The organism is Streptomyces sp. W1SF4 (genome assembly GCF_003950035.1).
In the GTDB taxonomy this organism is placed as follows: domain Bacteria; phylum Actinomycetota; class Actinomycetes; order Streptomycetales; family Streptomycetaceae; genus Streptomyces; species Streptomyces racemochromogenes.
The window spans coordinates 4,060,559-4,083,695 of the sequence record NZ_CP034350.1 but is presented as its reverse complement, the minus strand read 5'-3'; the positions used below and the strand labels follow the sequence as shown (position 1 = coordinate 4,083,695).

Here is a 23,137-nt window from a genome sequence, read left to right as displayed (position 1 = left end):
CCCCCCAAAAGTTCGTTGACGCATCCATAAACGCAATGTAGCTTCGAGCGAGTTCAGCGGTTCTCAAACACTCACGGGGAGACATGACGATGGGACAGAACGGCTTCACCGAGGCGGGCCTGCGCAAGATGCGCGACGTGCTGACCCGGCACGTCGAATCGGGGAGGATCCCCGGCCTCGTCGCCCTCGTCAGCCGCGGCGACGAGACGCACGTCGAGGCGATCGGCACCATGCGCCACGACGGCGGCGCCCCGATGCGCCGGGACACGATCTTCCGGATGGCCTCCACGTCCAAGCCCGTCGCGATGGCGGCCGCGATGGCCCTCGTCGACGACTGCGAGATCCGGCTGGACGACACCGTCGAGCAGTGGCTGCCCGAACTCGCCGGCCGCCAGGTGCTGGCGCGGATCGACGGCCCGCTGGACGAGACCGTCCCCGCCCGGCGGCCGATCACCGTACGGGACCTGCTGAACTCCACCTTCGGACTCGGCATCGACCTGACGGCGATGGGCTCCCCGATCACGGCCGCCCTCTTCGAACGGGGCGTCTTCACCCAGGGCGGCGAGCCCGCACCCGAGCAGGACGAGTGGATGCGCCGCCTGGGCACGCTCCCCCTGATGCGCCAGCCCGGAGAGCAGTGGCAGTACCACATCAGCCACGACGTGCTCGGCGTCCTCGTCTCCAGGGTCACGGGCAAGCCGTTCGAAACGTTCCTGCGCGAGCGGGTCCTCGACCCGCTGGGCATGAAGGACACGGGCTTCCACGTGCCCGCCGACAAGATCGACCGGCTTCCTCCCAGCTACGCCCCCGACCCGCAGACCGGTGAGTTCCACGTGTGGGACGAGGCCGCGGGCGGCCGCTACAGCGCGCCCCCGGCGTTCCAGTCCGGCGGCGGCGGGCTGGTCTCCACCGTCGACGACTACCACGCGTACTTCCGCATGCTGCTGAACCAGGGCACGCACGGAGGCGAGCGGATCCTGTCCCGGCCCGCCGTCGAGCTCATGACCACCAACAGCCTCACGGCCGAGCAGGAGGCCACCCGCTCCGCCCTGGCCCGCAACAGCGTCCACGTGTCCTTCGGCCAGGGCCAGCAGGGCGGCTGGGGCTTCGGCATGGCGGTCCGCACCTACCGCGGCGACTACGCGCCCGTCGGCCAGTTCGGCTGGGACGGCGGCACCGGCACCTCGGCCTACGCCGACCCGCACAACCAGCTCACCGGCATCCTCCTCATGCAGGTGGGCCTCACCAACCCGGCCCCGGCCCGGGTCATCCACGACTTCTGGACCACGACCTACCAGGCCCTGGAGAACTGACCCCACCCCCCGGGACCCTCCAGCCCCGCCGGCCCCTCCAGCCCCGTCGGCGTTTGAGGCGCGGGGGTCTGGGGGCGGAGCCCCCAGAAGCGGGCCCGGGCCCAGCCCGGGACCCTCCAGCCCCGCCGGCGTTTGAGGCGCGGGTCCGGGCGGAGCCCGGGGAACGGTGGAAGGGCGGGTAGGGGACGGCCCCGCGCAGCGGCCCCCACCCGGCCCCACCCCCTCCCCGCCCGGCCAGAGCAAGGGCCCGGATCCGGACACTCCGCCCCGCTCTTCGGACAACCCCCCACCGCACACCTCCCCCACCCCCACCCCCCGATGACACGCTCGCCCCGCCGTCACCCGGCCACCACCCCGGCCACCGCGAACCGCGAACCGCGAAGGAGCCCGCGTGTCACACCCCCACCGCCCCCGCCGCCTCGCCCTCACCGCCGCCGCCCTGCTCGGCGCAGCCGCCCTCGCCTCCACCACCCCCGCCACAGCGGGAACCGGCGCAGCCACCGGCACCGGCATCACCCAGTACTCCGCCACCGTCCCCCTCGGCACCACCTCCACCGGCACCACCCCCACCGCCTACCAGCTCCAGGACCCCACCCGCGGCGGCCAACGCACCCTCGACGCCCTCAACCAGACCGACAACCCCGGCGTCCCCTTCACCGACGCCGACAACACCTGGGGCGACGGCACCCCCGCCCACCGCCAGACCGCGGCCGCCGACGTCCACTACGCCACCGCCATGACCTGGGACTTCTACAAGGCCGCCTTCAACCGCAACGGCGTCCGCGGCGACGGCGCCGGCACCACCTCCCGCGTCCACTACGGCAGCGGCTTCGGCAACGCCTTCTGGAGCGACAGCTGCGCCTGCGTCACCTACGGCGACGGCACCACCCCCGGACGCCCGCCGACCTCCCTCGACGTCGTCGGCCACGAACTGGCCCACGGCCTGACCGCCTCCACCGCCCGCCTCGGCTACAGCGGGGAGCCCGGCGCACTCAACGAGGGCACCTCGGACATCCTCGCCACCGCCGGCGAGTTCTTCGCGGAGAACAAGGCCGACCCCGGCGACTACCTCCTCGGCGAGCGCGTCTTCGACGGCCCGCCCCGCCGCATGGACCGCCCCAGCGCCGACGGCGTCTCCCGCGACTACTGGTCGTCCGACATCGCCGCCCTCGACCCCCACGCCGGCTCCGGCCCCGCCCGCCACTTCTACTACCTCCTCGCCGAAGGCAGCGGCCCCAAGGTCATCGACGGCGTCGCCTACGACTCCCCCACCCACGACGGCTCCAAGCTCCTCGGCATCGGCCGCGACAAGGCCACCCGCATCTGGTACCGGGCACTGACCCTCCACATGCGCTCCACCACCAACTACGCCGGCGCCCGCACCGCCACCCTCCGCGCCGCCGCCGACCTCTACGGCCCCTCCGCCCCCGAGACCGCCCGCGTCGCCGCCGCCTGGACCGCCGTCAACGTCCGCTGACCCGGACGGCACCACCACGCGGACGGCACCACCACCCCCGCAAGGCCCCCCGCGCCGGGAGAGGCGCACCCGTGACACCATCGGGAGCGTGCTCGACATCGGCTACTCCCTCTCCCGGCGCTTCCCCGACCCCCCGCAGACCGACTACCGCTCCGCGGACGTCCACACGCTGCGCCACGACCTGTTCTGCGGCGACGTCTACCTCGCCGACACCGAGAAGGACACGGAAGTGTCCACAGCCTGGGGATGGGTACCCGTACTCGACTTCGCCTGGGCGCTGTGCGACATCGTCGAACAGCTCGACGAGGACCCCCGCGGCAGCCGCTCCGCCAACCGCCAGTACGCCGAACTCGACTTCACCGAGTCCGCCGACCGCATGCTCTTCGAACGCCGCTTCGGCTGGGTCGACATCGAAGCCGACTGGATGGCCCCCGAGGAAGAACCCCTCACCTTCAGCCACCGCCTGCTGCGCCGCGAGGCCCGCGACTTCCTCCACGACCTGATCGCCGACCTCGTCGACATGCACGAGGGACTCGGCGACAACCCGGTCATCTGGACGCTCCAGTCCCGCTTCCCCCGCGTCCCCGCCTGAGACGCGCCCGTCCCACCACGGCCGACGGCCCGCCGGGGAAGGTGTCGGCTACCCTCTCCCGGTTGGCTTCAGGCGTCGGCAGGCTTTGAACTGCCTGATGGGGGACGGACTTTTCATGAGCGACACGCATCCTGCCGAACTCTTCCAGCCGCTCGGACAGGACGACCCCGCCACGGTGGGCGGCTACCGGCTCAGCGCCGTGCTCGGCTCGGGCGGCATGGGCAAGGTGTACCTCTCGTACACGCTCGGCGGGCGGCCCGTCGCACTCAAGGTGATCCGGCCCGAGTTCAGCGAGGACGCCGAGTTCCGGCGGCGGTTCCAGCAGGAAGTACGCGCCGCCCAACGGGTCCAGGGCCTGTACACGGCACCCGTCATCGACTTCGACACCGACGGCGCGCAGCCCTGGCTGGCCACCGCGTACGTACCCGGCCCCTCCCTCGCGCACGCCGTCTCCGTCCACGGCCGGCTGCCGCTGCGCAGCGTCCTGCTGCTGACCATCGGCGTCGCCGAAGCCCTCCAGGTCATCCACGGCGCGGACATCGTCCACCGCGACCTCAAGCCCGCGAACGTCCTCCTCGCCTCCGACGGCCCCCGCGTCATCGACTTCGGCATCGCCCGCGCCGCCGACGCCACCTCCCTCACCAGCAGCGGCGTCAGCGTCGGCACGCCCGCCTTCATGGCCCCCGAGCAGGCCTCCACCGGCACGGTCACCGCCGCCACCGACGTCTTCGCCCTCGGCCAGATCATGGCGTTCGCGGCGATCGGCGCGCCCGCCTACGGGGACGGGAACTCGCACGCGATCCTCTACCGCATCGTCCACGAGGACCCCGACCTCAGCGCCCTGCCCGCCGAGCTGAAGCCCCTCGTGGCCCGCTGCCTGAGCCGCGACCCCGCCGGGCGCCCCAGCCTCTCCGAAATCATCGAGACGTGCCACGCCATCTCCCCCGCGCCGCTGCGCCAGGGCGAGGACTGGCTCCCGAAGGCCGTCGCCGGTTCCATCACCGAACGCCTGCGGCTGCCCGAACCGGCCAGGACCCCGCCCCCGCAGCCCTCGGCCGCACCCACCCCGACCGAACTCTCCGCCCCCGCGCAGCCGCCCACCGCGCCGGCCCGGCCCGCCGACTACCCGCTCCGGCCGCCGGCCCCCGCGTACGCGCCCACCCAGACGGCCCCCGCGCCCCCGGCGGCCGCCCCGGGCCACCCCACCCAGCCGCCCGGCTACCAGACGCCCCCGCCCGGCTACCCCACCCCGCCGCCCGGCTACCCGACCGCCGCCCCCGGCTACCCGACCCCGCCCCCGCTCCACCAGCCGGGCTACCCGCCCGCCACCCCGCCGAAGTCCGGGCCCAACGGGCGGGTCATCGCCGGGGCCGTCATCGGCGGGCTCATCGGGATCGCCGTCATCGTCTCCCTGCTCCCGGACGGCTCCGCCAAGGACAAGGGGAGCAGCGCCGCCGGCGACCGCGGCGCCGCCACCACCCCCGCCCCCGGCAGCTCGGCCGCCCAGAACCAGAACAAGAACCAGAAGCGGCCCGACCCCACCCCGGCCACCTACCAGGGCATCGACATCACGGCCAACTACCAGGTCATGCTCGCCGACAACCCGCCGCGCCCGGTCACCGGCGGCAGCAACGGCGTCCTCTACAACGGCGGGGACTTCTTCTACTACCGCGACTCCCTGTTCGGCGAGACCAAGGTCGGCACCGCCAACGGCAAGCTCGTCGTCCTGAACAACGCCCAGAAGGGCTCCCTGGAAACCTGCCGCACCGAGACCCGCTACGCCGAGAAGATCGGCCTCGACCAGCTCACCAACGGCTCCGAGATCTGCGTGCTCAGCAACGCCGGACACATCGCGGTCCTCACCTACCGCGGCAAGTCCGACGCCAAGGACGCCAGCAACTACATCACCGTCGACCTCACCGTCTGGCGCAACGCCGAGGACCCGAAGAAGCACTGACGCCACCGCCCCACCGCCCCCGGCGGCGCCCGGCCCGTACGACCCCCGTCCGTACGGGCCGGACCCGCTACCCCACCACCCGCAGCCCCAGGTGCGCGGCCAGCACCGGAGCCAGCTCGAACAACTGCCCCGGGCTGATCACCGCCCCCGCCAGCGCCTCCACCCCCCGCGCGATCCCCAGCTCCACGGCCCCCCGCAGGTCCACGTCCGCCAGCCGCGCGCCCGTCAGATCCGCCCCCCGCACCACACAGTCCCGGAACTCCACCCGCTCCAGCACCGCACCCCCGAAATCCGGCTCCACCAGCACGCACCCCTCGAACACCACGTCCCGCAGGCGCGCCGCCCGCAGGTTCAGATAGTCGATCTTGCCGCCGCGCACGAGGACCCGCTCCAGCACCGCACCGTGCAACTGCACCCCGCCCAGGCGCGCCTCCACCAGCTCGACGTCCCGCAGCGTCACCCCCGACAGGTCCGTCCCCACACCCCGGACGCCCTCCAGCACCGCGTCCAGGAACCGCGCCTTCGGCAACCGCGCCCCGTCCAGCGCACACCGTCGCAGCGCACAGTCCATGAACCGCGCCCCGGTCCCGTCCTCCGCCCCCAGGTCCAGGTCCGCGAACTCCAGCCCGTCGTAATCCCCGTCCGGCTCCAGCCCCCCACCGCCCCACACCACCAGCTCCGGCAGCCGCACCTCCGGCCGCCGCGCCTGCGCCACCTTCACCTTCGCCCGCTCGTTCCGCGCCATGCGCCCATCGTGGCCCACCGCACCGACAACGCCCCGGCTAACCCGCCCCGCCCAGCCGCGCCAGCGCCCCGTCCGTCAGCCGGTACACCGACCACTCGTCCTGCGGCCGCGCGCCCAGCGCCTCGTAGAACCCGATCGTCGGCGCGTTCCACTTCAGCACCGACCACTCCAGCCGCTCGTACCCGCGCTCCACGCACGTCCGCGCCAGCTCCGCGAGCAGCGCCCTGCCGTACCCGCCGCCGCGCGCGCCCGGCCGTACGTACAGGTCCTCGAGGTAGATCCCGTGCACCCCCCGCCAGGTCGAGAAGCTCAGGAACCACACCGCGAACCCCACCACCTCCCCGGACCCGCTCTCCGCGATGTGCGCGAACACCGCCGGCCGCTCCCCGAACAACGCCCCGCGCAACTGCTCCTCCGTCGCGCGCGCCTCGTGCGGCACCTTCTCGTACTCGGCCAACTCCCGGATCATGGAGTGGATTTCGGCAACGTCATCAACCACCGCGGCACGGATCATGGCGCCACCCTAGGGTCTGTCGTCAAACTCCCCCTACGCCGGACCACCCCGCCCGCACACCGAACATCCCGCCGCGCAACCGGCCCCCGGCCACGACATCCGGTACCTGGACACCCCCGCGGGACCCCGTGTACCAACTCCCCCATGACGATCAACGGCGGCATCTCCTTCTGGTACGCGACCGGCACGACGGCCCACCAGCCGCCCCGCGCCCCCCTCACCACCGACGCCACGGCGGACGTCGTCATCGTCGGCGGCGGCTACACCGGCCTGTGGACCGCCTACTACCTCAAGCGCGCGGCCCCGGACCTGCGCGTCACCGTCCTGGAGCAGAAGTTCTGCGGCTACGGCGCCTCCGGCCGCAACGGCGGCTGGCTCTACAACGGCATCGCCGGCCGCGACCGCTACGCCGCCCTGCACGGGCACGAAGCCGCCCGTCGGCTCCAGCTCGCCATGAACGACACGGTCACGGAGGTCATCGACGTCGCCGCGAAGGAAGGGATCGACGCGGACATCCACCGCGGCGGCGTCCTCGAGGTCGCCCGCACCCCCGCCCAGCTCGCCCGACTGAAGGCCTTCCACGCCGCCGAGCTCTCCTTCGGCGAAACCGGACGCGAACTGTACGACGCCCCCGCCACCCGCGCCCGCATCGACGTCGCCGACGCCGTCGGCTCCAGCTGGACCCCCCACGGCGCCCGCGTCCACCCCCTCAAGCTCGTCCGCGGCCTCGCCGACGCATGCGACCGCCTCGGCGTCGTGATCCACGAAGCCACCCCGGTCACCGAGATCGCCCCCCGCCGCGCCGTCACCCCCTACGGCACCGTCCGCGCCCCCTACGTCCTGCGCTGCACCGAGGGCTTCACCGCCGCCCTCAAGGGCCACAAGCGCACCTGGCTCCCCATGAACTCCTCGATGATCGTCACCGCCCCCCTCCCGCCCTCGGTCTGGAAGCACCTCAACTGGCAGGACGCCCCGCTCCTCGGCGACATGGCCCACGCCTACATGTACGCCCAGCGCACCGCCGACGACCGCATCGCGATCGGCGGCCGCGGGGTCCCGTACCGCTTCGGCTCCCGCACCGACAACGACGGCCGCACCCAGCCGGCCACCGTCACCGCCCTGCGCGACCTCCTCTTCACGTTCTTCCCGCAGCTGACCGGCACCCCGATCACCCACGCCTGGTCGGGCGTCCTCGGCGTCCCCCGCGACTGGTGCGCCACGGTCACCCTGGACGCCGGCACCGGCCTGGGCTGGGCCGGCGGCTACGTCGGCTCCGGCGTGGCCACCGCCAACCTCGCCGGCCGCACCCTGCGCGACCTGGTCCTCGGCGACCCCACGGACCTCACCTCCCTCCCCTGGGTCCACCACCGCGTCCGCCGCTGGGAGCCGGAACCCTTCCGCTGGCTCGGCGTCCACGCCCTCTACGCCGCCTACCGCAAGGCGGACCACCACGAATCCGCCACCCACCGCCCCACGACGACCCCCCTGGCCCGCCTGGCCAACCACATCTCGGGCCGCGCCTGAGGCACGCAAAAGGCCCCGGGTGATCACCCGGGGCCTTCCGCTTCTGTACGAATTCCCTCGATCAGATGCCATCTGACCTGGGAAGGAGCCGCCTGTCGGAATCGAACCGACGACCTCAAGATTACAAGTCAAGCGCTCTAGCCAACTGAGCTAAGGCGGCACAACACCACCCGCGACCTACTGCGCGTGGAGCCGCCATCACTCTACACAGCGCCCGATTCCCCGAGCCATCACATTGATCCGCACCCGTAATGACGGGGCCCGGGCCAGGCGGTGCTCCGCCCGCCACGCCAAGGCGCCGGCGTGCCCGCACGCAATCCGGGCCGTCAGATTGCTGACAGGAGCCGTACCGCCAGGTAGCGTCGGGCGGAGTCCAGTCGACTGGACTAGACCTTCCACTCGGATCGTCCGGCACGTTCCTGCCGGTAGAAGGGATTCATCACCATGGCTTCTGTCACCTTCGACAAGGCGACCCGCCTCTACCCGGGCGGCGACAAGCCCGCCGTCGACCAGCTGGAGCTGGAGATCGAGGACGGCGAGTTCCTCGTCCTCGTCGGCCCCTCCGGCTGCGGCAAGTCCACCTCGCTGCGCATGCTCGCCGGCCTGGAGGACGTCAACGGCGGCGCCATCCGCATCGGCAACCGCGACGTCACGCACCTGCCGCCCAAGGACCGGGACATCGCGATGGTGTTCCAGAACTACGCGCTCTACCCGCACATGACCGTCGCCGACAACATGGGCTTCGCGCTCAAGATCGCCGGCGAGGACAAGGCCACCATCCGCCGCAAGGTGGAGGAGGCGGCGAAGATGCTGGACCTCACCCAGTACCTCGACCGCAAGCCCAAGGCGCTCTCCGGCGGCCAGCGCCAGCGCGTCGCCATGGGCCGGGCCATCGTGCGCAAGCCGCAGGTGTTCCTCATGGACGAGCCGCTGTCGAACCTCGACGCCAAGCTCCGCGTGTCCACCCGTACGCAGATCGCCGCGCTCCAGCGCGACCTCGGCATCACCACCGTGTACGTCACCCACGACCAGGTCGAGGCCATGACCATGGGCGACCGCGTGGCCGTGCTGAAGGACGGCCTGCTCCAGCAGGTCGACACCCCGCGCAACATGTACGACCGGCCGGCGAACCTCTTCGTCGCCGGGTTCATCGGCTCGCCCGCCATGAACCTCGTCGAGGTGCCGATCACCGACGGCGGGGTGAAGTTCGGCGAGAGCGTGGTCCCGGTGTCGCGCGAGGCGCTCTCCGCCGCCGCCGGCTCGGGCGACAAGACCGTCACCGTCGGCGTGCGCCCCGAGCACTTCGACATCGGCGACACCGGCGGTCTGACGATCACCGTGAACGTCGTCGAGGAGCTGGGCGCCGACGGCTACGTGTACGGCAGCCGCGACGGCCAGGACCTCGTGGTCCGCGTCAACGGCCGCCAGGTGCCCGAGAAGGGCTCCTCGCTGCACGTCGTGCCGCGTCCGGACGAGATCCATGTTTTCTCGACGTCGACCGGTGCACGGCTGTCCAACTGAGTGACCGGCAGGGGCGTTCCGCCAAGGGGCGCCCCTGCCGCGGCAGTTGCGCGGACGCACCCCCCGAACCCCGGCAGACCGGGCCATTCGGCCGCACCCGTCAACCCTTAAATCGAAAAGCCACGTCGAACCATCCCCCGACCGGGTGACTAAATGTCGCCAAATCCTCACCGAGCGCTACTCTCGCCCTCGTGACCCACACTGCCCGCCGAATCGGCCGTTCCCTCGCCCTGGTCCTGCCCGTCGTCCTGGTCCTGTCCGGGACCCTCGCGGTCACGATGGTCCCCTGGGCGGACAATTCCTCCCAGATCCTGACCGCCTCCGCCGAGGACGTCTCCGTCCCGAAGAAGCCGGCCGCGCCCCAGGACCTGCTGCGCGACAAGCTCCTCGGCGAGCTCCAGCAGGGTGAGCAGCCGGGCACGGTGCTCACCCACCTCCAGCAGGAGGTGAACGGGCGGCCGTCGCTGGCGGAGCACTGCGTGAGCATCGCGCGGGCGCTGGGCCGGGCCGCGGTGGAGGCGTACGGGCCGACGAAGGCCCAGTCGTACGCGCGCCCCGTGTGCGACACCTCCTACGCGACCGGTGTCGCCTCGATGGGCTGACGTCCCGTCGCGCCTGCCCCGTCGGGGGCGGGGGCCGTCCCTACGCTGGCGGCCATGACCGAGACCGGCCCCGAACCACCCCAAACCACCGATGACGCGGCCGCGTTCCCGGCCCCTCCCACCCAGGCTGTCGTCCTGGCGGGCGGGCAGGGGACGCGGCTGCGGCCGTATACGGACGACCGGCCGAAGCCGATGGTGGAGATCCCGGGTACCGGACTGCCCATCATCGGCCACCAGTTGGTGTGGCTGGCGGCCGAGGGGGTGACCGATGTGGTGGTGTCGTGCGGGCACCTGGCGGAGGTGCTCCAGGAATGGCTGGCGACGGCCGTGCTGCCGCTGCGGGTGACGACGGTGGTGGAGGAGGAGCCGCTGGGGCGCGGCGGCGGGCTGAAGTTCGCGGCGCGCGGGCTGCCGCGGCCGGACGGGGCCTGGTACGCGACCAACGGGGACGTGTGGACGCGTTTCCCGCTGCGGGAGATGGCGGCGTTCCACGCGGAGCGCGAGGCGGTGGCGACGCTGGCGCTGGCGCGGCCGCGGATGCCGTGGGGGGTGGTGGAGACGAACGAGTTCGGGCAGGTGCTGGACTTCATCGAGGCCCCGCCGTCGCCCTATCCGATCAATGCCGGGGTGTACGTGTTCGCTCCCGGATTCGCCTCGCTGCTGCCGGACTTGGGGGACCACGAGCGGACGACGTTCCCGCGGCTGGCGCGGGAGCGGCGGCTGGCGGGCTTTCCGCTGCCGCAGGGGGCGTACTGGCGGGCGATCGACACGGCGAAGGACCTCACCGAGGCGGCGCGGGAGTTGGCGGCGCAGGGCGGCGTCTGAGCGGTTTCCGTGTTGCTACGTCGTCTCGTGCCGCCGGCGGCATGCGGAAGGGCCCGGTGCGCCGTACGCGCGCCGGGCCCTTCGGCCTGGGGGTGCCGGTCAGCCGAGGAGGCCGCCGACGAGGCCGGGCTTCTTGGCCGGGGCGTCCCCGCCGGAGCCGCTGCGGCTCCCGGAGGAGGTGGCCGGCGGCTGCTGCGGGCTGGACTGCTTCGGGGTGCTGCCGCGCGGGGTCTGGCCGCCGCTGCCGGACGTCTTGCCGGCGGTGGGCGCTCCGGAGCCGGTGGTGGAGCTGTTGCGGGTCGGGGCGCTGCTGCCGGGGCGGCCGGAGGTGGCGGCGGGCTGGGAGGGGGCCGCGGAGGGCGAGGCCTGCTTCGAGGGCTGCTGCTGCCTGCCGGGGGCGGTCTGCTTGGCGGGGGCCTGCGGGAGCGGGCTGCCGGGGAGGTAGTTGCTGGGGGCCTGGCCGGGGCCGGGGACGGTGACGACGGTGGAGGAGCGGACGGCTCCGCCGAGGAGGGAGCCGATGAGGAGGGTGAGTCCGCAGACGACGGTGGCCATGACGGCCCCGCGCCGCAGGACGCGGCGGCGCAGCCGCCAGATCTCGGAGCGGGGGCCGAGGGTGCGCCAGGCCTCGCCGGACAGGCGGGCGTCGAGGGAGTAGACGGGGGCGCCCGCGATGACCAGCGGGCTCCAGGCGGCGAGGTAGATGATGTCGGGGGCGTCGTAGGCGGGGACGGTCTTCCAGCTGACCGTCATGAGGAGGGCGGCGGAGAGCAGGGCGCCGATGCAGGCGGCGAAGCGCTGCCAGAGGCCGAAGACGGTGAGCACGCCGACGATGACCTGGAGGAAGGCGACGCTGAGGCCGGCCCCGACGGGGTGGGCGAGCGCGAAGTCGCGCAGGGGTTCGGCGAGGGCCCAGGGGTGCAGGGTCTGGAGCCAGGTGACCATGGAGCCGCGTTCGCCGCCGTCGAAGTAGACGGGGTCGCAGAGCTTGCCCATGCCGGCGTAGATGGAGATGAAGCCGAGGAAGACGCGCAGGGGGAGCAGGACGACGCCGAGGTTCATGCGGCGGCCGGGGTAATAGGAGGCCTGGCCGCGGGCGTCGGGGGCGGGGCGGCGGCTGTCGGGGCCGGTGTCGGGGCCCTGGTGGTCGCCGTCGTAGCGGCCGTACGGGGGGTAGGGCTCGCGCGGGAGGTCGCGCACGGCGGCGAGGGGACGGGTCTCGTCGGGGTCGCCGTAGGTGCGCTGGCCGATGACGGTGGGGCTGGCGAGGGTGTCCTCGCCCAGGTCGTGTGCCAGGTCGACCCGGGGGATGGTCTGGGTGGCGGCTCCGCCGTCGTAGTCGTCGTGGCCGCGGCCTGCTTCGCGTACCGCCTGGAGGAGTCCTCCCATGGCCGCGGCGTCGCCGGGGGCGGACTTGCCGCTCCAGACGACGGGTGCGCGGCGGCGGGCGGCTCCGGCGGTCGCGACGGCGGCGGCGCCGAGGAGGGGCGCGCGGCCGGGGGCTTTCGCGGGCTTGGAACGCGCGCTCGGGCTCGGTGCGAGCCGCACGCGGAAGCTGGCGTGGTTGACGATGACCTGTGCGGGGTCGCACGGCACCTTGACCATGCTCAGCGCGGGCTGGTCGTCGAACCCTGACGTTCTGGTGTCCACACTCATCTAACCGAGTGATGAGTGTTTAGGACACTGCCTTGACACGAGGGATCTGTCCGAGACCCGTCAAGATCAAGTCGCCCCGCCCGTGGAGGGCGGGGCGACACGCTCACGGGTCACGTCCCGTGGGCCAGGTGGATCAAGCGGCTGCCGCCGTCCGGGTCAGACGCGGCCGCGCTGGGCGCGCTTGCGGGCCGCCTCGTAGAGGACGACGCCCGCGGCGACACCGGCGTTGAGGGACTCGGCGCCACCCGGCATCGGGATGCGGACGAGGTAGTCGCAGTTCTCGCCGACGAGGCGGCCGAGGCCCTTGCCCTCGGAGCCGACGACGATGACGACCGGACCCCCGAGCGCGTCGAGGTCCTGGACCTCGTGGGTGCCCTCGGCGGCGAGGCCGACGACGGTGATGCCGGCCTTCTTGTAGTCCTGGAGGGCGCGGGTGAGGTTGGTGACGCGGGAGACCGGGGTGCGGGCGGCGGTGCCGGCGGAGGTCTTCCAGGCGCCGGCGGTCATGCCGGCGGCGCGGCGCTCGGGGATGACCACGCCGTGGCCGCCGAAGGCGGAGACGGAGCGGACGATCGCGCCGAGGTTGCGGGGGTCGGTGACGCCGTCGAGGGCGACGATGAGGGCGTCCTCGCCGTTGTCGTGGGCGGCGTCGAGGAGGTCCTCGGGGTGCGCGTACTCGTACGGCGGGACCTGGAGGACGAGGCCCTGGTGGTTGAGCCCGTTGGTCATGCGGTCCAGCTCGGGGCGCGGGGCTTCCATCAGGTTGATGTTGCCGCGCTCGCCGGCGAGCTTGAGGGCGTCGCGGACGCGCTCGTCGTTGTCGATGAACTGCTGCACGTAGAGGGTGGTGGCGGGCACGCCGTCGCGCAGCGCCTCGAAGACCGGGTTGCGGCCGACGACCATCTCGCTGGTGCCCTTGGGGCCGCCGCGGCGGGGCGCGGGGCGGCGCTTGGCGGCCTGGCGGGCCATGGCGTTGGCGATGCGGTTCGCCTTGTGCTTCTTGCGGTCCTCGGCCTTGGGCGTGGGGCCCTTGCCCTCGAGGCCCTTGCGCCGCTGGCCACCGCTGCCGACCGTGGCGCCCTTCTTGTTGGACGTGCGGCGGTTCCTGCGCTGGCTGTTCCCGGCCATGACCTCTACCTGTTTTCGTTCGTGCTGCGATATGTACGTATGAAGAGTGTGCCGCCCGGAAGCCCGGGCGGCACAACACGGCTGGTCCGGGTGGGTCCGGATCAGCGGGCGCCGAGGGTCCAGCGCGGGCCGCTGGGGCTGTCCTCGATGACCAAGCCGGACTGGTTCAGCTGGTCGCGGATGGCGTCGGCGGTCGCCCAGTCCTTGCGGGCGCGGGCGGACTCGCGCTGCTCCAGGACGAGGCGTACGAGGGTGTCGACCGCGCCGTGGAGGTCCTCGCCGCGGTCGGCCTCACCGGCCCAGTGCGGGTCGAGCGGGTCCAGGCCGAGGACGCCGAGCATCGCGCGGACCTCGGACAGCCGGGCGATGGCCTCGTCCTTGTCGTCCGCGGCGAGCGCGCTGTTGCCCTGGCGGACGGTGGTGTGGACGATGGCCAGTGCCTGCGGGACGCCCAGGTCGTCGTCCATCGCCTCGGCGAAGGCCGGCGGGACCTCGGCGGCGGCCTCGACGGGACCGCCCGCCTTCTCGATGACGCGCTGGTAGAAGCCCTCGATGCGGGCGAAGGCGGACTCCGCCTCGCGCAGCGCCTCCTCGCTGTACTCGATCATCGACCGGTAGTGCGGGGTGCCGAGGTAGTAGCGCAGGACGATCGGACGCCACTGCTTGACCATCTCGGAGACCAGCACCGAGTTGCCGAGCGACTTCGACATCTTCTCGCCCGACATGGTGACCCAGGCGTTGTGCACCCAGTAGTTCGCGAACGCGTCACCGAAGGCCTTGGCCTGGGCGATCTCGTTCTCGTGGTGCGGGAAGATCAGGTCGAGCCCGCCGCCGTGGATGTCGAAGGCCTCGCCCAGGTACTTGTGCGCCATCGCGGAGCACTCCAGGTGCCAGCCGGGACGGCCGCGGCCCCACGGGGTCTCCCAGGAGGGCTCGCCGGGCTTGACGGACTTCCACATGGCGAAGTCGCGGGGGTCGCGCTTGCCGGTCTCGCCGGTGGACTCCGGCTGGCGGATGTTGTCGAGCTCCTGGCGGGAGAGCGAGAGGTAGCCCGGGAAGGACTTCACGTCGAAGTAGACGTTGCCCTCGGACTCGTACGCGTGACCGCGCTCGATGAGCCCGCGCATCATCTCGACCATCTCGGTGACGTGCCCGGTCGCGCGCGGCTCGTACGTGGGCGGCAGGCAGCCGAGGGCGGTGTAGCCGTCGTTGAACGCGCGCTCGTTGTCGTAGCCGATGGACCACCAGGGGCGGCGCTGCTCGGCCGACTTCGCGATGATCTTGTCGTCGATGTCCGTCACGTTGCGGATGAACGTGACGTCGTAGCCGCGGTACGTGAACCAGCGGCGCATCATGTCGAAGTTGAGGCCCGAGCGGATGTGCCCGATGTGGGGGGCGGCCTGCACGGTCGCGCCACACAGGTAGATCGAGACGCAGCTCTGTTCGAGCGGGACGAAGTCGCGGATCTGCCGGGCGCTGGTGTCGTACAGGCGAATAGTCACGGCATCCAGGGTAGTGCGCCCACGGCAGTGCCCAGCGACCGTTTGAGGCCGCCCGTACGGTTTGTTGCCGAAGAGGTGACATCCGTGGCGGGCGGCCCGTGGCCGTACGTCGTGCTCAGGCCCGGTTCGTCCGGTAGACGAGGGCGGTCGCGATGGCGGCCAGGCCTTCGGCGCGGCCGGTGAGGCCGAGTCCGTCGGTGGTGGTGCCGGAGACGGAGACGGGGGCGCCCGCCGCCGCCGCGAGCGCCTTCTGCGCTTCCTCGCGCCGCTTGCCGATCTTCGGGCGCACGCCGATCACCTGGATCGCGATGTTGCCGATCTCGAAGCCCTCGGCGCGGACGATCCGGGCGGCCTCCGCCAGGAGGGTGACCCCGGCGGCGCCGGACCACTCGGGGCGGGAGGTGCCGAAGTGCGCGCCGAGGTCGCCGACGCCGGCGGCGGAGAAGAGGGCGTCGCAGGCGGCGTGGGCGGCGACGTCGCCGTCGGAGTGGCCGGCAAGGCCGTCCTCGCCCTCCCACAGCAGGCCGGCGCACCACAGCTCGCGGCCCGTCTCGAAGGCGTGCACGTCGGTGCCGATCCCGACGAGCGGGATCAGGGGCAGGTCAGTAGACATCGGTGGCCCTCCTGCGGGCGAGTACGGCCTCGGCGAGGACCAGGTCGAGCGGACGGGTGACCTTGAACGCCTCCTCGTGACCGGGGACGGTCACCACGGTGACCCCGGTGCGCTCCACCATGCCCGCGTCGTCGGTGGCGCCCTCGCCGCTGACGGCGATGGCCTCGTGCGCGCGCAGCAGGGTGGCGAGGTCGAAGCCCTGCGGGGTCTGCACGGCACGCAGCCGGGCCCGCTCGGGCGTGGCGACGACCGGCTCGGGCTCGCCGGGCGCGCCGGGCTCGACCTCCTTGACCGTGTCGGCCAGGGGCAGTGCGGGGACCACGGCGGGGGCTCCGGCGCGGACGGCCTCGACGACGGAGTCCACGGTGTCGACGGGGACCAGCGGCCGGGCCGCGTCGTGGATCAGCACGGAGGTGATGTCGGCGGGGAGGGCGGCCAGGCCGGCGCGCACCGACTCCTGGCGGGTGTCGCCGCCGGGGACGACCAGGATCTCGGTGCTCCCGGGCAGGGCGTGCTCGTCGAGGAGGTTGCGCACCTCGGGGGCGCCGTCCGGCGGGGCGACGACCACGACCAGGGCGACCGCGCGGGAGCGGGCCATGGCGCGAACGGCGTGGATCAGCATCGGGGTCCCGCCGAGGGCCCGCAGGGCCTTGGGGGCGCCGGGGCCGAGGCGTACCCCGCGGCCGGCGGCCGGGATCACCGCCGCCGTGCGGTGGGGGCGGGATTCGTCAGACATCAGTAGCTCCGAGCCAGGTTTGTGACTTCGGCCGACATGGGTATGGCCTTGGGCGTACCCCGGCTCCGGCCGGGGGCGGTGCCGGGTGCGACGCCCTCGCCCCTTCCGTGACGACCGGTCGAGCCGGCTGCCCGGACCCGGCACGCCAGTACCGGGACCGTGCGGGTGTGCACACGCAGGGTACGGCGGGATGAGCGCAGGGTACGGCCGTCAGGGTACGGGCGTGCGACCCGGGGCCGGCCGGGCGGCCGGGGACCGGGTGAGGTGCCAGGCCGTGCGGGTGCGGCGGTGCGGGCCGGTGCCGCGCGGGCGGGTGTGTGCGGGCGGGTGTGATGCAGGTGCCCGGACGCGGACATGCCGCAGCGCCCGGCAACAGCCCCCTCGAAACCGAGAGGGCGGGTCATCGGGCACCGCGGCACACTGTGGCCGGTTCGTGCGTCAGGACGCAAGAACCTCGTCGAGGAGGGCCTCGGCCTTGTCCTCGTTGGTGTTCTCGGCGAGCGCGAGCTCGCTCACCAGGATCTGACGCGCCTTCGCGAGCATGCGCTTCTCTCCTGCGGAGAGACCGCGCTCGCGCTCACGACGCCAGAGGTCGCGCACTACTTCGGCGACCTTGATGACATCGCCAGAAGCGAGCTTCTCCAGATTCGCCTTGTAACGACGGGACCAGTTCGTGGGCTCTTCTGCGTACGGTGCGCGGAGCACCTCGAAGACCCGGTCCAGCCCGTCCTGGCCGACTACGTCGCGAACGCCGACGAACTCCGCATTGTCCGCAGGCACACGAACCGTCAGGTCGCCCTGGGCGACCTTGAGCACCAAGTAGGTCTTGTCCACGCCTTTGATCTGGCGAGTTTCGATGGCCTCGATCAGCGCGGCCCCGTGATGGGGATAGACCACGGTGTCGCCAACCTTGAACGTCATGTGACAGGTACCCCTTCCGTGGCTATCCAGGGTAACACGAGAACTGACTGTTATGAATGGCGTTTTCGCAGGTCAGGGCACATCTCGGGGCTTGACAACAGCGACACGAACGTGCTGCGAAAGGGTTCCGGAGGGGGGTATTCGCAGGTCGGAGGCGCTGTGCGGACCGGGCGAAACGACCACGTTACACCTGGCGGCCCCGGCCACGAGTGTGACGTACGTCCCGTTTTGCCGGGTTCCCCGACGCGAAACGGAAGTACTCCGTTCGACTGGCGGCCACCCGTACGCAGCGGGTTCAGGCCCAATCTGCAATTGATCACGCCGCCGCGTTCGAGGGAATCCCGGAATTGATCACGGAGCGGCCCGGGACGGGATAGTGGAATGCAAGATCGCGGGACCGGCGCAGCACGGTGCGCGCCCTGCGGAGGGTCGGGTGCGGGGGCGGGGCGGCGGCTCGGTAACCTAAGCGCGCTGACACACCCTTAGGGCGGCTTTACCTCGGCCACCCTGAGTCTGTACCCGTCCCGTCCGTACGTCCAAGGAGTTGCCGCCGCCGTGAGCCGCAGCCTTCGACGCGGCGCTCTCGCCGCTACCGCCGTCGTGTTCTCCCTTGCATCGCTCGCAGCGTGCGGTGCGGGCAACGACGCGCAGACTCTCGAGATCAAGCCGGACAACGCCGCTGTCACCAAGGGCGACATCAAGATCCAGAACGCGCTGGTGATCACCAAGGGCGAGAAGGACAAGAAGGGTCCGGCCGCCCTCTCGGCGACCGTCTTCAACTCCGGCACCAAGGCCCAGACCCTGGACGGGATCACCCTGAAGGGTGGCAAGTCCAAGGTGGTCCTGAAGCCCGCCGAGGGCTCCGGCAAGGTCATCGTGCCCGCCGGCGGCTCCGTGGTGCTGGGCGGCAAGGGCAACGCCTCCGCCGTCATCGAGGGCGGCCGCGAGGCCGTCCAGAACGGCAACGTGCAGGACGTCGTCTTCCAGCTGAGCAACACGGGCGACGTGGAGCTGGGCGCCTTCGTCGTCCCGGCCGCCGGCATGTACGCGGGCTACGGGCCGACGGAGGCCCCGGCGGCCGCCCCCGCCCCCGCCCCGTCCACCAGCCCCTCCGGCTCCCCCTCCCCGGCCGCGTCGGGCTCCCCCGCCGCGTCGGGCTCTCCGTCCGCCGGCACCAGCCCGTCGGGCGCCGCGTCGGCGTCGCCGTCGCGCAGCGCGGGCCACTGAGCGCAGCAGCAGTAAAGGGGAGGGCCCCAGCCGCGGTACGGCTGGGGCCCTCCCCCTTTTTCTCCGGGAACGCCGCAGGGCGCCCGACGGCCTACGGCCTACGGCTCGAACTTGTAGCCCAGGCCGCGGACGGTGACCAGGTAGCGCGGCGCGCCCGGGTCGGGCTCGATCTTGGCGCGGAGGCGCTTGACGTGGACGTCCAGGGTCTTGGTGTCGCCGACGTAGTCCGCGCCCCAGACCCGGTCGATCAGCTGCATGCGGGTCAGCACGCGGCCCGCGTTGCGCAGGAGCATCTCCAGCAGGTCGAACTCCTTCAGCGGGAGGTCGACCTTGGCCCCGGCGACGGTGACCACGTGCCGGTCCACGTCCATGCGTACGGGCCCGGCCTCCAGGGCCGCCGGGGTGACCTCCTCCGGCTCTCCGCGGCGGCGCAGGACCGCGCGGATGCGGGCGACCAGCTCCCGGGAGGAGAAGGGCTTGGTGACGTAGTCGTCGGCTCCTATCTCCAGCCCGACGACCTTGTCGATCTCGCTGTCCTTGGCCGTCACCATGATCACGGGGACGTTGGAGCGCCCGCGCAGCTGCCGGCAGACCTCGGTGCCCGGCAGGCCGGGCAGCATCAGGTCGAGGAGGACGAGGTCGGCGCCGTTGCGCTCGAACTCGTCGAGCCCGTCGGGCCCCGTCGCGGCGATGGCGACCTCGAAGCCTTCCTTGCGGAGCATGTAGGACAGGGCGTCGCTGAAGGATTCCTCATCCTCGACGACGAGCACTCGGGTCACGGAAGGACCTCCGGGGCAGGGATGACAGGTTCTGGGTCAAGCTGGGGTCGGGCGGGATCGGGGGCGGTCGCCGGGGCCGGCGCGGCCGCCTCGGGGAGTCGCAGGGTGAACGTGGAGCCCTGGCCCTCGGAGCTCCACACCGACACCTCCCCGCCGTGCGAGGCCGCCACGTGCTTCACGATCGCGAGGCCCAGACCGGTTCCGCCCGTGGCGCGGGAGCGGGCCGGGTCGACGCGGTAGAAGCGCTCGAAGACGCGCTCGCGGTCCTTCTCCGGGATGCCTATGCCCTGGTCGGTCACGGCTATCTCGATCAAGTCTCCGCCCGGCGCCGTCACCCTGCGCGCGGCGATGCCGACGCGGGTGCGGGCGGGGCTGTAGTTCACGGCGTTCTCCACCAGGTTCCCGAGGGCCGCGGCCAGCTGCCCCCGGTGTCCCCATACCCGCAGGTCGGCGGTGCCGCCGGCGGCCATGGTGATCTGCTTGGAGGTGGCCGTGTGCCGGCAGCGGTCGATGGCCTCCGCCACGAGCGTGTCCACCCGTACGGGCTCGGCGTCCTCCAGTGCCTCGTCGTTCTGCACTCGGGAGAGGTCGATGAGCTCCTGCACGAGGTTGATCAGACGGGTGGACTCGATCTGCATGCGGCCCGCGAAACGGGTGACCGCCTCGGGGTCGTCGGACGCGTCCATGACCGCCTCGGAGAGCAGCGAGATCGCGCCGACCGGGGTCTTCAGCTCGTGCGACACGTTCGCGACGAAGTCACGGCGCACCGCCTCGATGCGGCGGGCCTCGGTCAGGTCCTCGACCAGCAGCAGCACCAGGCGCGAGCCCAGCGGGGCGACGCGGGCGGAGACCGCGAGGGCCTCGCCGCGGCCGGTGCCGCGCCGGGGCAGGTCGAGCTCGATCTGGCGTATCTCGCCGTCCCGGCGGGTGTCGCGGGCCATGTGGAGCATGGGCTCCACCGCCAGCTTCCCGCCGCGGACCAGCCCGAGCGCGTAGGCGGCCGAGCTGGCCTTGACCACCGCGTCGCCCTCGTCGAGGACGACGGCGGAGGAGCGGAGCACGGAGAGGACGGTGTCCACTCCGGGCGGCAGCACCGCGTTGATGTCGGGGCGCATGGAGCTCCGGGTGGGGCGGGCCTGGTCGCGCTCGCTCCAGCGGAACGCCAGCATGGCGATCACACCGGTACAGAGACCGGCGATCGCGGCAGCTGCGGCGACCGCCGCGTTCACGTCCATGGATCCAGGTTAAGCAGGCGCGCGGACACTTCCACAGCCGTTCGGGTGGCACCTCGAACAGTCGTCGCCCAGAGTTCACCCTGACGACGGGGTTGATTCATTTGTGATGCCGGAGTCGGACGCGTTGGCGACCGAACGTGTAAACGTGGGGCCGAGAGCCCCGCACGAGCAGCACCGAGCAGACAAGCAGCAGCGAGCAGTAGGCAAGCAGGCCGGAGAGGGACACCATGCGCGACGCGTACCACGAGGAACTGGACTCGATCGGAGAGAGCCTGGTCGAGATGGCCCGGCTCGTCGGTTCCGCGATCGGCCGGGCCACGACCTCCATGCTGGACGCCGACCTGAAGCTCGCGGAGAGCGTCATCGCCGCGGACCAGAAGGTCGACGACCTCCAGCACGACCTGGAGGCGCGCGCCATCGCCCTGCTGGCCCGGCAGCAGCCGGTCGCCACCGACCTGCGCATCGTCGTCACCTCGCTGCGCATGAGCGCCGACCTGGAGCGCTCCGGCGACCTGGCGCAGCACGTGGCGAAGCTGGCCCGGCTGCGCTTCCCGGACACGGCGGTCCCGCGCGACCTGCACGCGACGATCCTGGAGATGGGTCAGCTGGCGCAGCGCCTGATGGCGAAGGCGGCCGAGGTCATCATCACCAAGGACGTGGACCTGGCGCTCCAGCTGGAGCAGGACGACGACGAGATGGACCAGCTGCACCGCACGCTGTTCCAGCACCTGATGGACGACCGCTGGAAGCACGGCATCGAGACGGCCGTCGACGTGACGCTGCTGGGCCGCTACTACGAGCGTTTCGCGGACCACGCGGTGTCGGTGGCCAAGCGCGTGGTGTACCTGGTGACGGGCGAGCACGCGGACGAGCTGCAGCAGCCGACGCAGGTCGAGGGCGTCTGAGCCGCTTCGCGCGGCACTCCGCGCGGCACGCCCCAATGCGCCGTTGACGCGCCGGGGTGGCTGGGCATGAATGAGGCGAAGGCACCACGACTTCCCGTACGCCGCCTGCGAGGAGGCACCATGCCCGATACCCCTGTCCCCATCACCCCGGAACAGGAGCAGCCGCCCCGTCCGGAGCCGCTGCGCCTCCCGCTGCTCGCGGCCTGCGGCTGCGGCTCGGGCTGCGGCTGCGGCTGCCAGTCCGGCGCCCCGTGCCAGTGCGGCGGCTGACGGACCGCACCGCCGTCCGCTCAGCCCGCAGGGCCCCGTCCGACAAGGCCGGACGGGGCCCTGCGCGCACGGCCCGGCCCGTGAGCCGGCCCGTGGCCGGTGTCCCCGTCAGGCGCCCGGATCCCGGGGCCCGACACCCGCGGCCGCCCGCGCGGTACGTCGCCCCGAGGCCGGGCCCGGCTCCTCCTGGAACGCCTTGACCAGGTCGTTGATGAAGTGACGCGTCTCCTCGGGGTTGAGGGCCTGCGCCTGGAGGTGGGCGTACGTGACGTAGTACGGGTGGCGGTCGGTGTACTTCTCCAGGTAGAGATCGCTGGTGAACCGCTCCAGGTAGACGACTCCCGCCTCGGCGTCGGCAAACCCGAGGATGGAGAACTGCCCCAGGAGGCCGGCATGGGCTCCGGCGGCGTGCGGCAGGACCTGCACGGTGATGTGCGGCTGGGCGCCGAGGGTGTTGAGGTGCTCCAGCTGCTCGCGCACGACCTCGCGGCCGCCGACCTCGCGGCGCAGCGCGGATTCGTCCAGGATCGCCCATAACCGGAAGGGGCGGGCCGGGTGGTGCGCCCGGTGCTGGCGGCGCAGCCGCACCTCCAGGCTGACGGCGGCCTGCTCCGGGGTGATGTGAGGGACCGTTTCGTTGATGAGCGCGGCGGCGTACGCGGGGGTCTGCAGCAGACCGGGAACGACCAGTGGCTCGTAGGTGTGGATGGAGGCGGCCCCCGTCTCCAGCCCGATGTAGACGCCGTAGGGGACGTCGCCGCAGGAGACCCACCAGCCCTGGCGGCCCGACTCCTTCGCCATCCGCATCATCGAGTCGACGACGTCCTGGTCGGTGACCCTGTAGAGCCGGCACAGGTCGCGCACGTCCCGCGGGTTGATGGGACGACGGCCGGTCTCGATGAGGCTGATCTTGGACTGCGACACCAGCAGATGCCCCGCCGCCTGCGTGGACGTCATGCCCGCGGCCTTGCGCAGTTGCCGGAGCTCCGCGCCCAGTCGGCGCCTTCTGACCGTGGGTTGTCCGTTCACCGCCATGGGCGGTCTACCTCCAGCTCCAGACGCGCAGGCACTCATCCCACGGCCGACACCGACGCA

22 protein-coding genes and 1 tRNA gene are annotated in these 23,137 nt (G+C 72.3%); 11 read left to right on the top strand and 12 right to left on the bottom strand.

Annotated elements, in window-relative coordinates:
* Nucleotides 1-83 precede the first annotated feature (83 nt).
* From D1J60_RS19085 to D1J60_RS19070, 4 genes are all read left to right on the top strand, one after another.
* Nucleotides 84-1,313, top strand: a complete 1,230-nt coding sequence (locus D1J60_RS19085; RefSeq protein WP_125821900.1) for a serine hydrolase domain-containing protein — start codon at nucleotides 84-86, stop codon at nucleotides 1,311-1,313.
* 391 nt (nucleotides 1,314-1,704) lie between these two features.
* Nucleotides 1,705-2,790, top strand: coding sequence for a M4 family metallopeptidase (locus D1J60_RS19080; RefSeq protein ID WP_125821899.1), 1,086 nt, complete (start codon nucleotides 1,705-1,707; stop codon nucleotides 2,788-2,790).
* Nucleotides 2,791-2,878: 88 nt separating this feature from the next.
* Entirely contained in the window at nucleotides 2,879-3,382 is a 504-nt protein-coding gene (locus D1J60_RS19075) for a hypothetical protein (protein ID WP_125821898.1), read from the top strand.
* 115 nt (nucleotides 3,383-3,497) lie between these two features.
* Nucleotides 3,498-5,339: a serine/threonine-protein kinase gene (locus D1J60_RS19070; protein WP_125821897.1), complete on the top strand. Its 1,842-nt coding sequence runs from the start codon at nucleotides 3,498-3,500 to the stop codon at nucleotides 5,337-5,339.
* Between the two features lie 67 nt (nucleotides 5,340-5,406).
* Here the strand turns inward: D1J60_RS19070 and D1J60_RS19065 are convergent, their stop codons facing one another.
* Together D1J60_RS19065 and D1J60_RS19060 are read right to left on the bottom strand one after the other, a co-directional pair.
* Nucleotides 5,407-6,084, bottom strand: coding sequence for a pentapeptide repeat-containing protein (locus D1J60_RS19065; RefSeq protein ID WP_125821896.1), 678 nt, complete (start codon nucleotides 6,082-6,084; stop codon nucleotides 5,407-5,409).
* A gap of 37 nt (nucleotides 6,085-6,121) precedes the next feature.
* On the bottom strand, nucleotides 6,122-6,598 hold the full coding sequence (locus D1J60_RS19060) for a GNAT family N-acetyltransferase (RefSeq protein WP_125821895.1): 477 nt from the start codon (nucleotides 6,596-6,598) through the stop codon (nucleotides 6,122-6,124).
* A 144-nt stretch (nucleotides 6,599-6,742) separates the two neighbouring features.
* Here D1J60_RS19060 and D1J60_RS19055 point away from each other — a divergent pair, with 144 nt between their 5' ends.
* The gene (locus tag D1J60_RS19055) at nucleotides 6,743-8,122 is read left to right on the top strand and encodes an FAD-binding oxidoreductase (protein ID WP_125821894.1); all 1,380 of its coding nucleotides are present in this window, start codon (nucleotides 6,743-6,745) and stop codon (nucleotides 8,120-8,122) included.
* Between the two features lie 86 nt (nucleotides 8,123-8,208).
* Here the strand turns inward: D1J60_RS19055 and D1J60_RS19050 are convergent.
* A tRNA-Thr gene (locus D1J60_RS19050) sits at nucleotides 8,209-8,282 on the bottom strand.
* Nucleotides 8,283-8,566: 284 nt separating this feature from the next.
* On the opposite strand from D1J60_RS19050, the gene ugpC reads away from it, so the two are divergent.
* From ugpC to D1J60_RS19035, 3 genes are all read left to right on the top strand, one after another.
* Nucleotides 8,567-9,643 carry a sn-glycerol-3-phosphate ABC transporter ATP-binding protein UgpC gene (gene ugpC / locus D1J60_RS19045; RefSeq protein WP_125821893.1) on the top strand — a complete coding sequence of 359 codons (1,077 nt, stop codon included), beginning with the start codon at nucleotides 8,567-8,569 and terminating at the stop codon, nucleotides 9,641-9,643.
* Nucleotides 9,644-9,834: 191 nt separating this feature from the next.
* On the top strand, nucleotides 9,835-10,245 hold the full coding sequence (locus D1J60_RS19040; protein ID WP_007265522.1) for a hypothetical protein: 411 nt from the start codon (nucleotides 9,835-9,837) through the stop codon (nucleotides 10,243-10,245).
* A gap of 54 nt (nucleotides 10,246-10,299) precedes the next feature.
* Nucleotides 10,300-11,070 carry a nucleotidyltransferase family protein gene (locus tag D1J60_RS19035; RefSeq protein ID WP_241253317.1) on the top strand — a complete coding sequence of 257 codons (771 nt, stop codon included), beginning with the start codon at nucleotides 10,300-10,302 and terminating at the stop codon, nucleotides 11,068-11,070.
* Nucleotides 11,071-11,169: 99 nt separating this feature from the next.
* Here D1J60_RS19035 and D1J60_RS19030 read toward each other — a convergent pair whose 3' ends face one another.
* The 6 genes from D1J60_RS19030 to D1J60_RS19005 all read right to left on the bottom strand — a co-directional run bounded on the left by D1J60_RS19030 (nucleotide 11,170) and on the right by D1J60_RS19005 (nucleotide 17,626).
* Nucleotides 11,170-12,726 carry a DoxX family protein gene (locus tag D1J60_RS19030; protein ID WP_125821892.1) on the bottom strand — a complete coding sequence of 519 codons (1,557 nt, stop codon included), beginning with the start codon at nucleotides 12,724-12,726 and terminating at the stop codon, nucleotides 11,170-11,172.
* A gap of 156 nt (nucleotides 12,727-12,882) precedes the next feature.
* On the bottom strand, nucleotides 12,883-13,854 hold the full coding sequence (gene rlmB / locus D1J60_RS19025) for a 23S rRNA (guanosine(2251)-2'-O)-methyltransferase RlmB (protein ID WP_007265519.1): 972 nt from the start codon (nucleotides 13,852-13,854) through the stop codon (nucleotides 12,883-12,885).
* 101 nt (nucleotides 13,855-13,955) lie between these two features.
* Entirely contained in the window at nucleotides 13,956-15,356 is a 1,401-nt protein-coding gene (gene cysS, locus D1J60_RS19020; RefSeq protein WP_125821891.1) for a cysteine--tRNA ligase, read from the bottom strand.
* 115 nt (nucleotides 15,357-15,471) lie between these two features.
* Nucleotides 15,472-15,969 (bottom strand): 2-C-methyl-D-erythritol 2,4-cyclodiphosphate synthase, encoded by a 498-nt coding sequence (ispF, locus tag D1J60_RS19015; protein WP_125821890.1) that lies wholly within the window; start codon nucleotides 15,967-15,969, stop codon nucleotides 15,472-15,474.
* The gene (gene ispD / locus D1J60_RS19010; protein WP_125821889.1) at nucleotides 15,959-16,705 is read right to left on the bottom strand and encodes a 2-C-methyl-D-erythritol 4-phosphate cytidylyltransferase; all 747 of its coding nucleotides are present in this window, start codon (nucleotides 16,703-16,705) and stop codon (nucleotides 15,959-15,961) included. Before ispD ends, ispF begins: the two co-directional genes overlap by 11 nt.
* A 438-nt stretch (nucleotides 16,706-17,143) precedes the next feature.
* Nucleotides 17,144-17,626, bottom strand: coding sequence for a CarD family transcriptional regulator (locus tag D1J60_RS19005; RefSeq protein ID WP_003953493.1), 483 nt, complete (start codon nucleotides 17,624-17,626; stop codon nucleotides 17,144-17,146).
* Nucleotides 17,627-18,181: 555 nt separating this feature from the next.
* On the opposite strand from D1J60_RS19005, the gene D1J60_RS18995 reads away from it, so the two are divergent.
* Complete coding sequence (locus D1J60_RS18995) at nucleotides 18,182-18,853, top strand: DUF461 domain-containing protein (RefSeq protein WP_125821888.1); 672 nt, start codon at nucleotides 18,182-18,184, stop codon at nucleotides 18,851-18,853.
* Nucleotides 18,854-18,951: 98 nt separating this feature from the next.
* Here the strand turns inward: D1J60_RS18995 and D1J60_RS18990 are convergent, their stop codons facing one another.
* Entirely contained in the window at nucleotides 18,952-19,632 is a 681-nt protein-coding gene (locus tag D1J60_RS18990) for a response regulator transcription factor (RefSeq protein WP_007265514.1), read from the bottom strand.
* On the bottom strand, nucleotides 19,629-20,867 hold the full coding sequence (locus tag D1J60_RS18985; RefSeq protein WP_125821887.1) for an ATP-binding protein: 1,239 nt from the start codon (nucleotides 20,865-20,867) through the stop codon (nucleotides 19,629-19,631). The genes D1J60_RS18990 and D1J60_RS18985 overlap by 4 nt, the downstream gene beginning before the upstream one ends.
* Nucleotides 20,868-21,094: 227 nt before the next feature.
* Here D1J60_RS18985 and phoU point away from each other — a divergent pair, with 227 nt between their 5' ends.
* Together phoU and D1J60_RS37320 are read left to right on the top strand one after the other, a co-directional pair.
* Nucleotides 21,095-21,772: a phosphate signaling complex protein PhoU gene (phoU, locus tag D1J60_RS18980; RefSeq protein WP_007265512.1), complete on the top strand. Its 678-nt coding sequence runs from the start codon at nucleotides 21,095-21,097 to the stop codon at nucleotides 21,770-21,772.
* A gap of 120 nt (nucleotides 21,773-21,892) precedes the next feature.
* The gene (locus tag D1J60_RS37320) at nucleotides 21,893-22,042 is read left to right on the top strand and encodes a hypothetical protein (protein ID WP_164720922.1); all 150 of its coding nucleotides are present in this window, start codon (nucleotides 21,893-21,895) and stop codon (nucleotides 22,040-22,042) included.
* Nucleotides 22,043-22,150: 108 nt separating this feature from the next.
* Here D1J60_RS37320 and D1J60_RS18975 read toward each other — a convergent pair whose 3' ends face one another.
* The gene (locus tag D1J60_RS18975; RefSeq protein WP_007265510.1) at nucleotides 22,151-23,077 is read right to left on the bottom strand and encodes a helix-turn-helix transcriptional regulator; all 927 of its coding nucleotides are present in this window, start codon (nucleotides 23,075-23,077) and stop codon (nucleotides 22,151-22,153) included.
* Nucleotides 23,078-23,137: the final 60 nt, after the last annotated feature.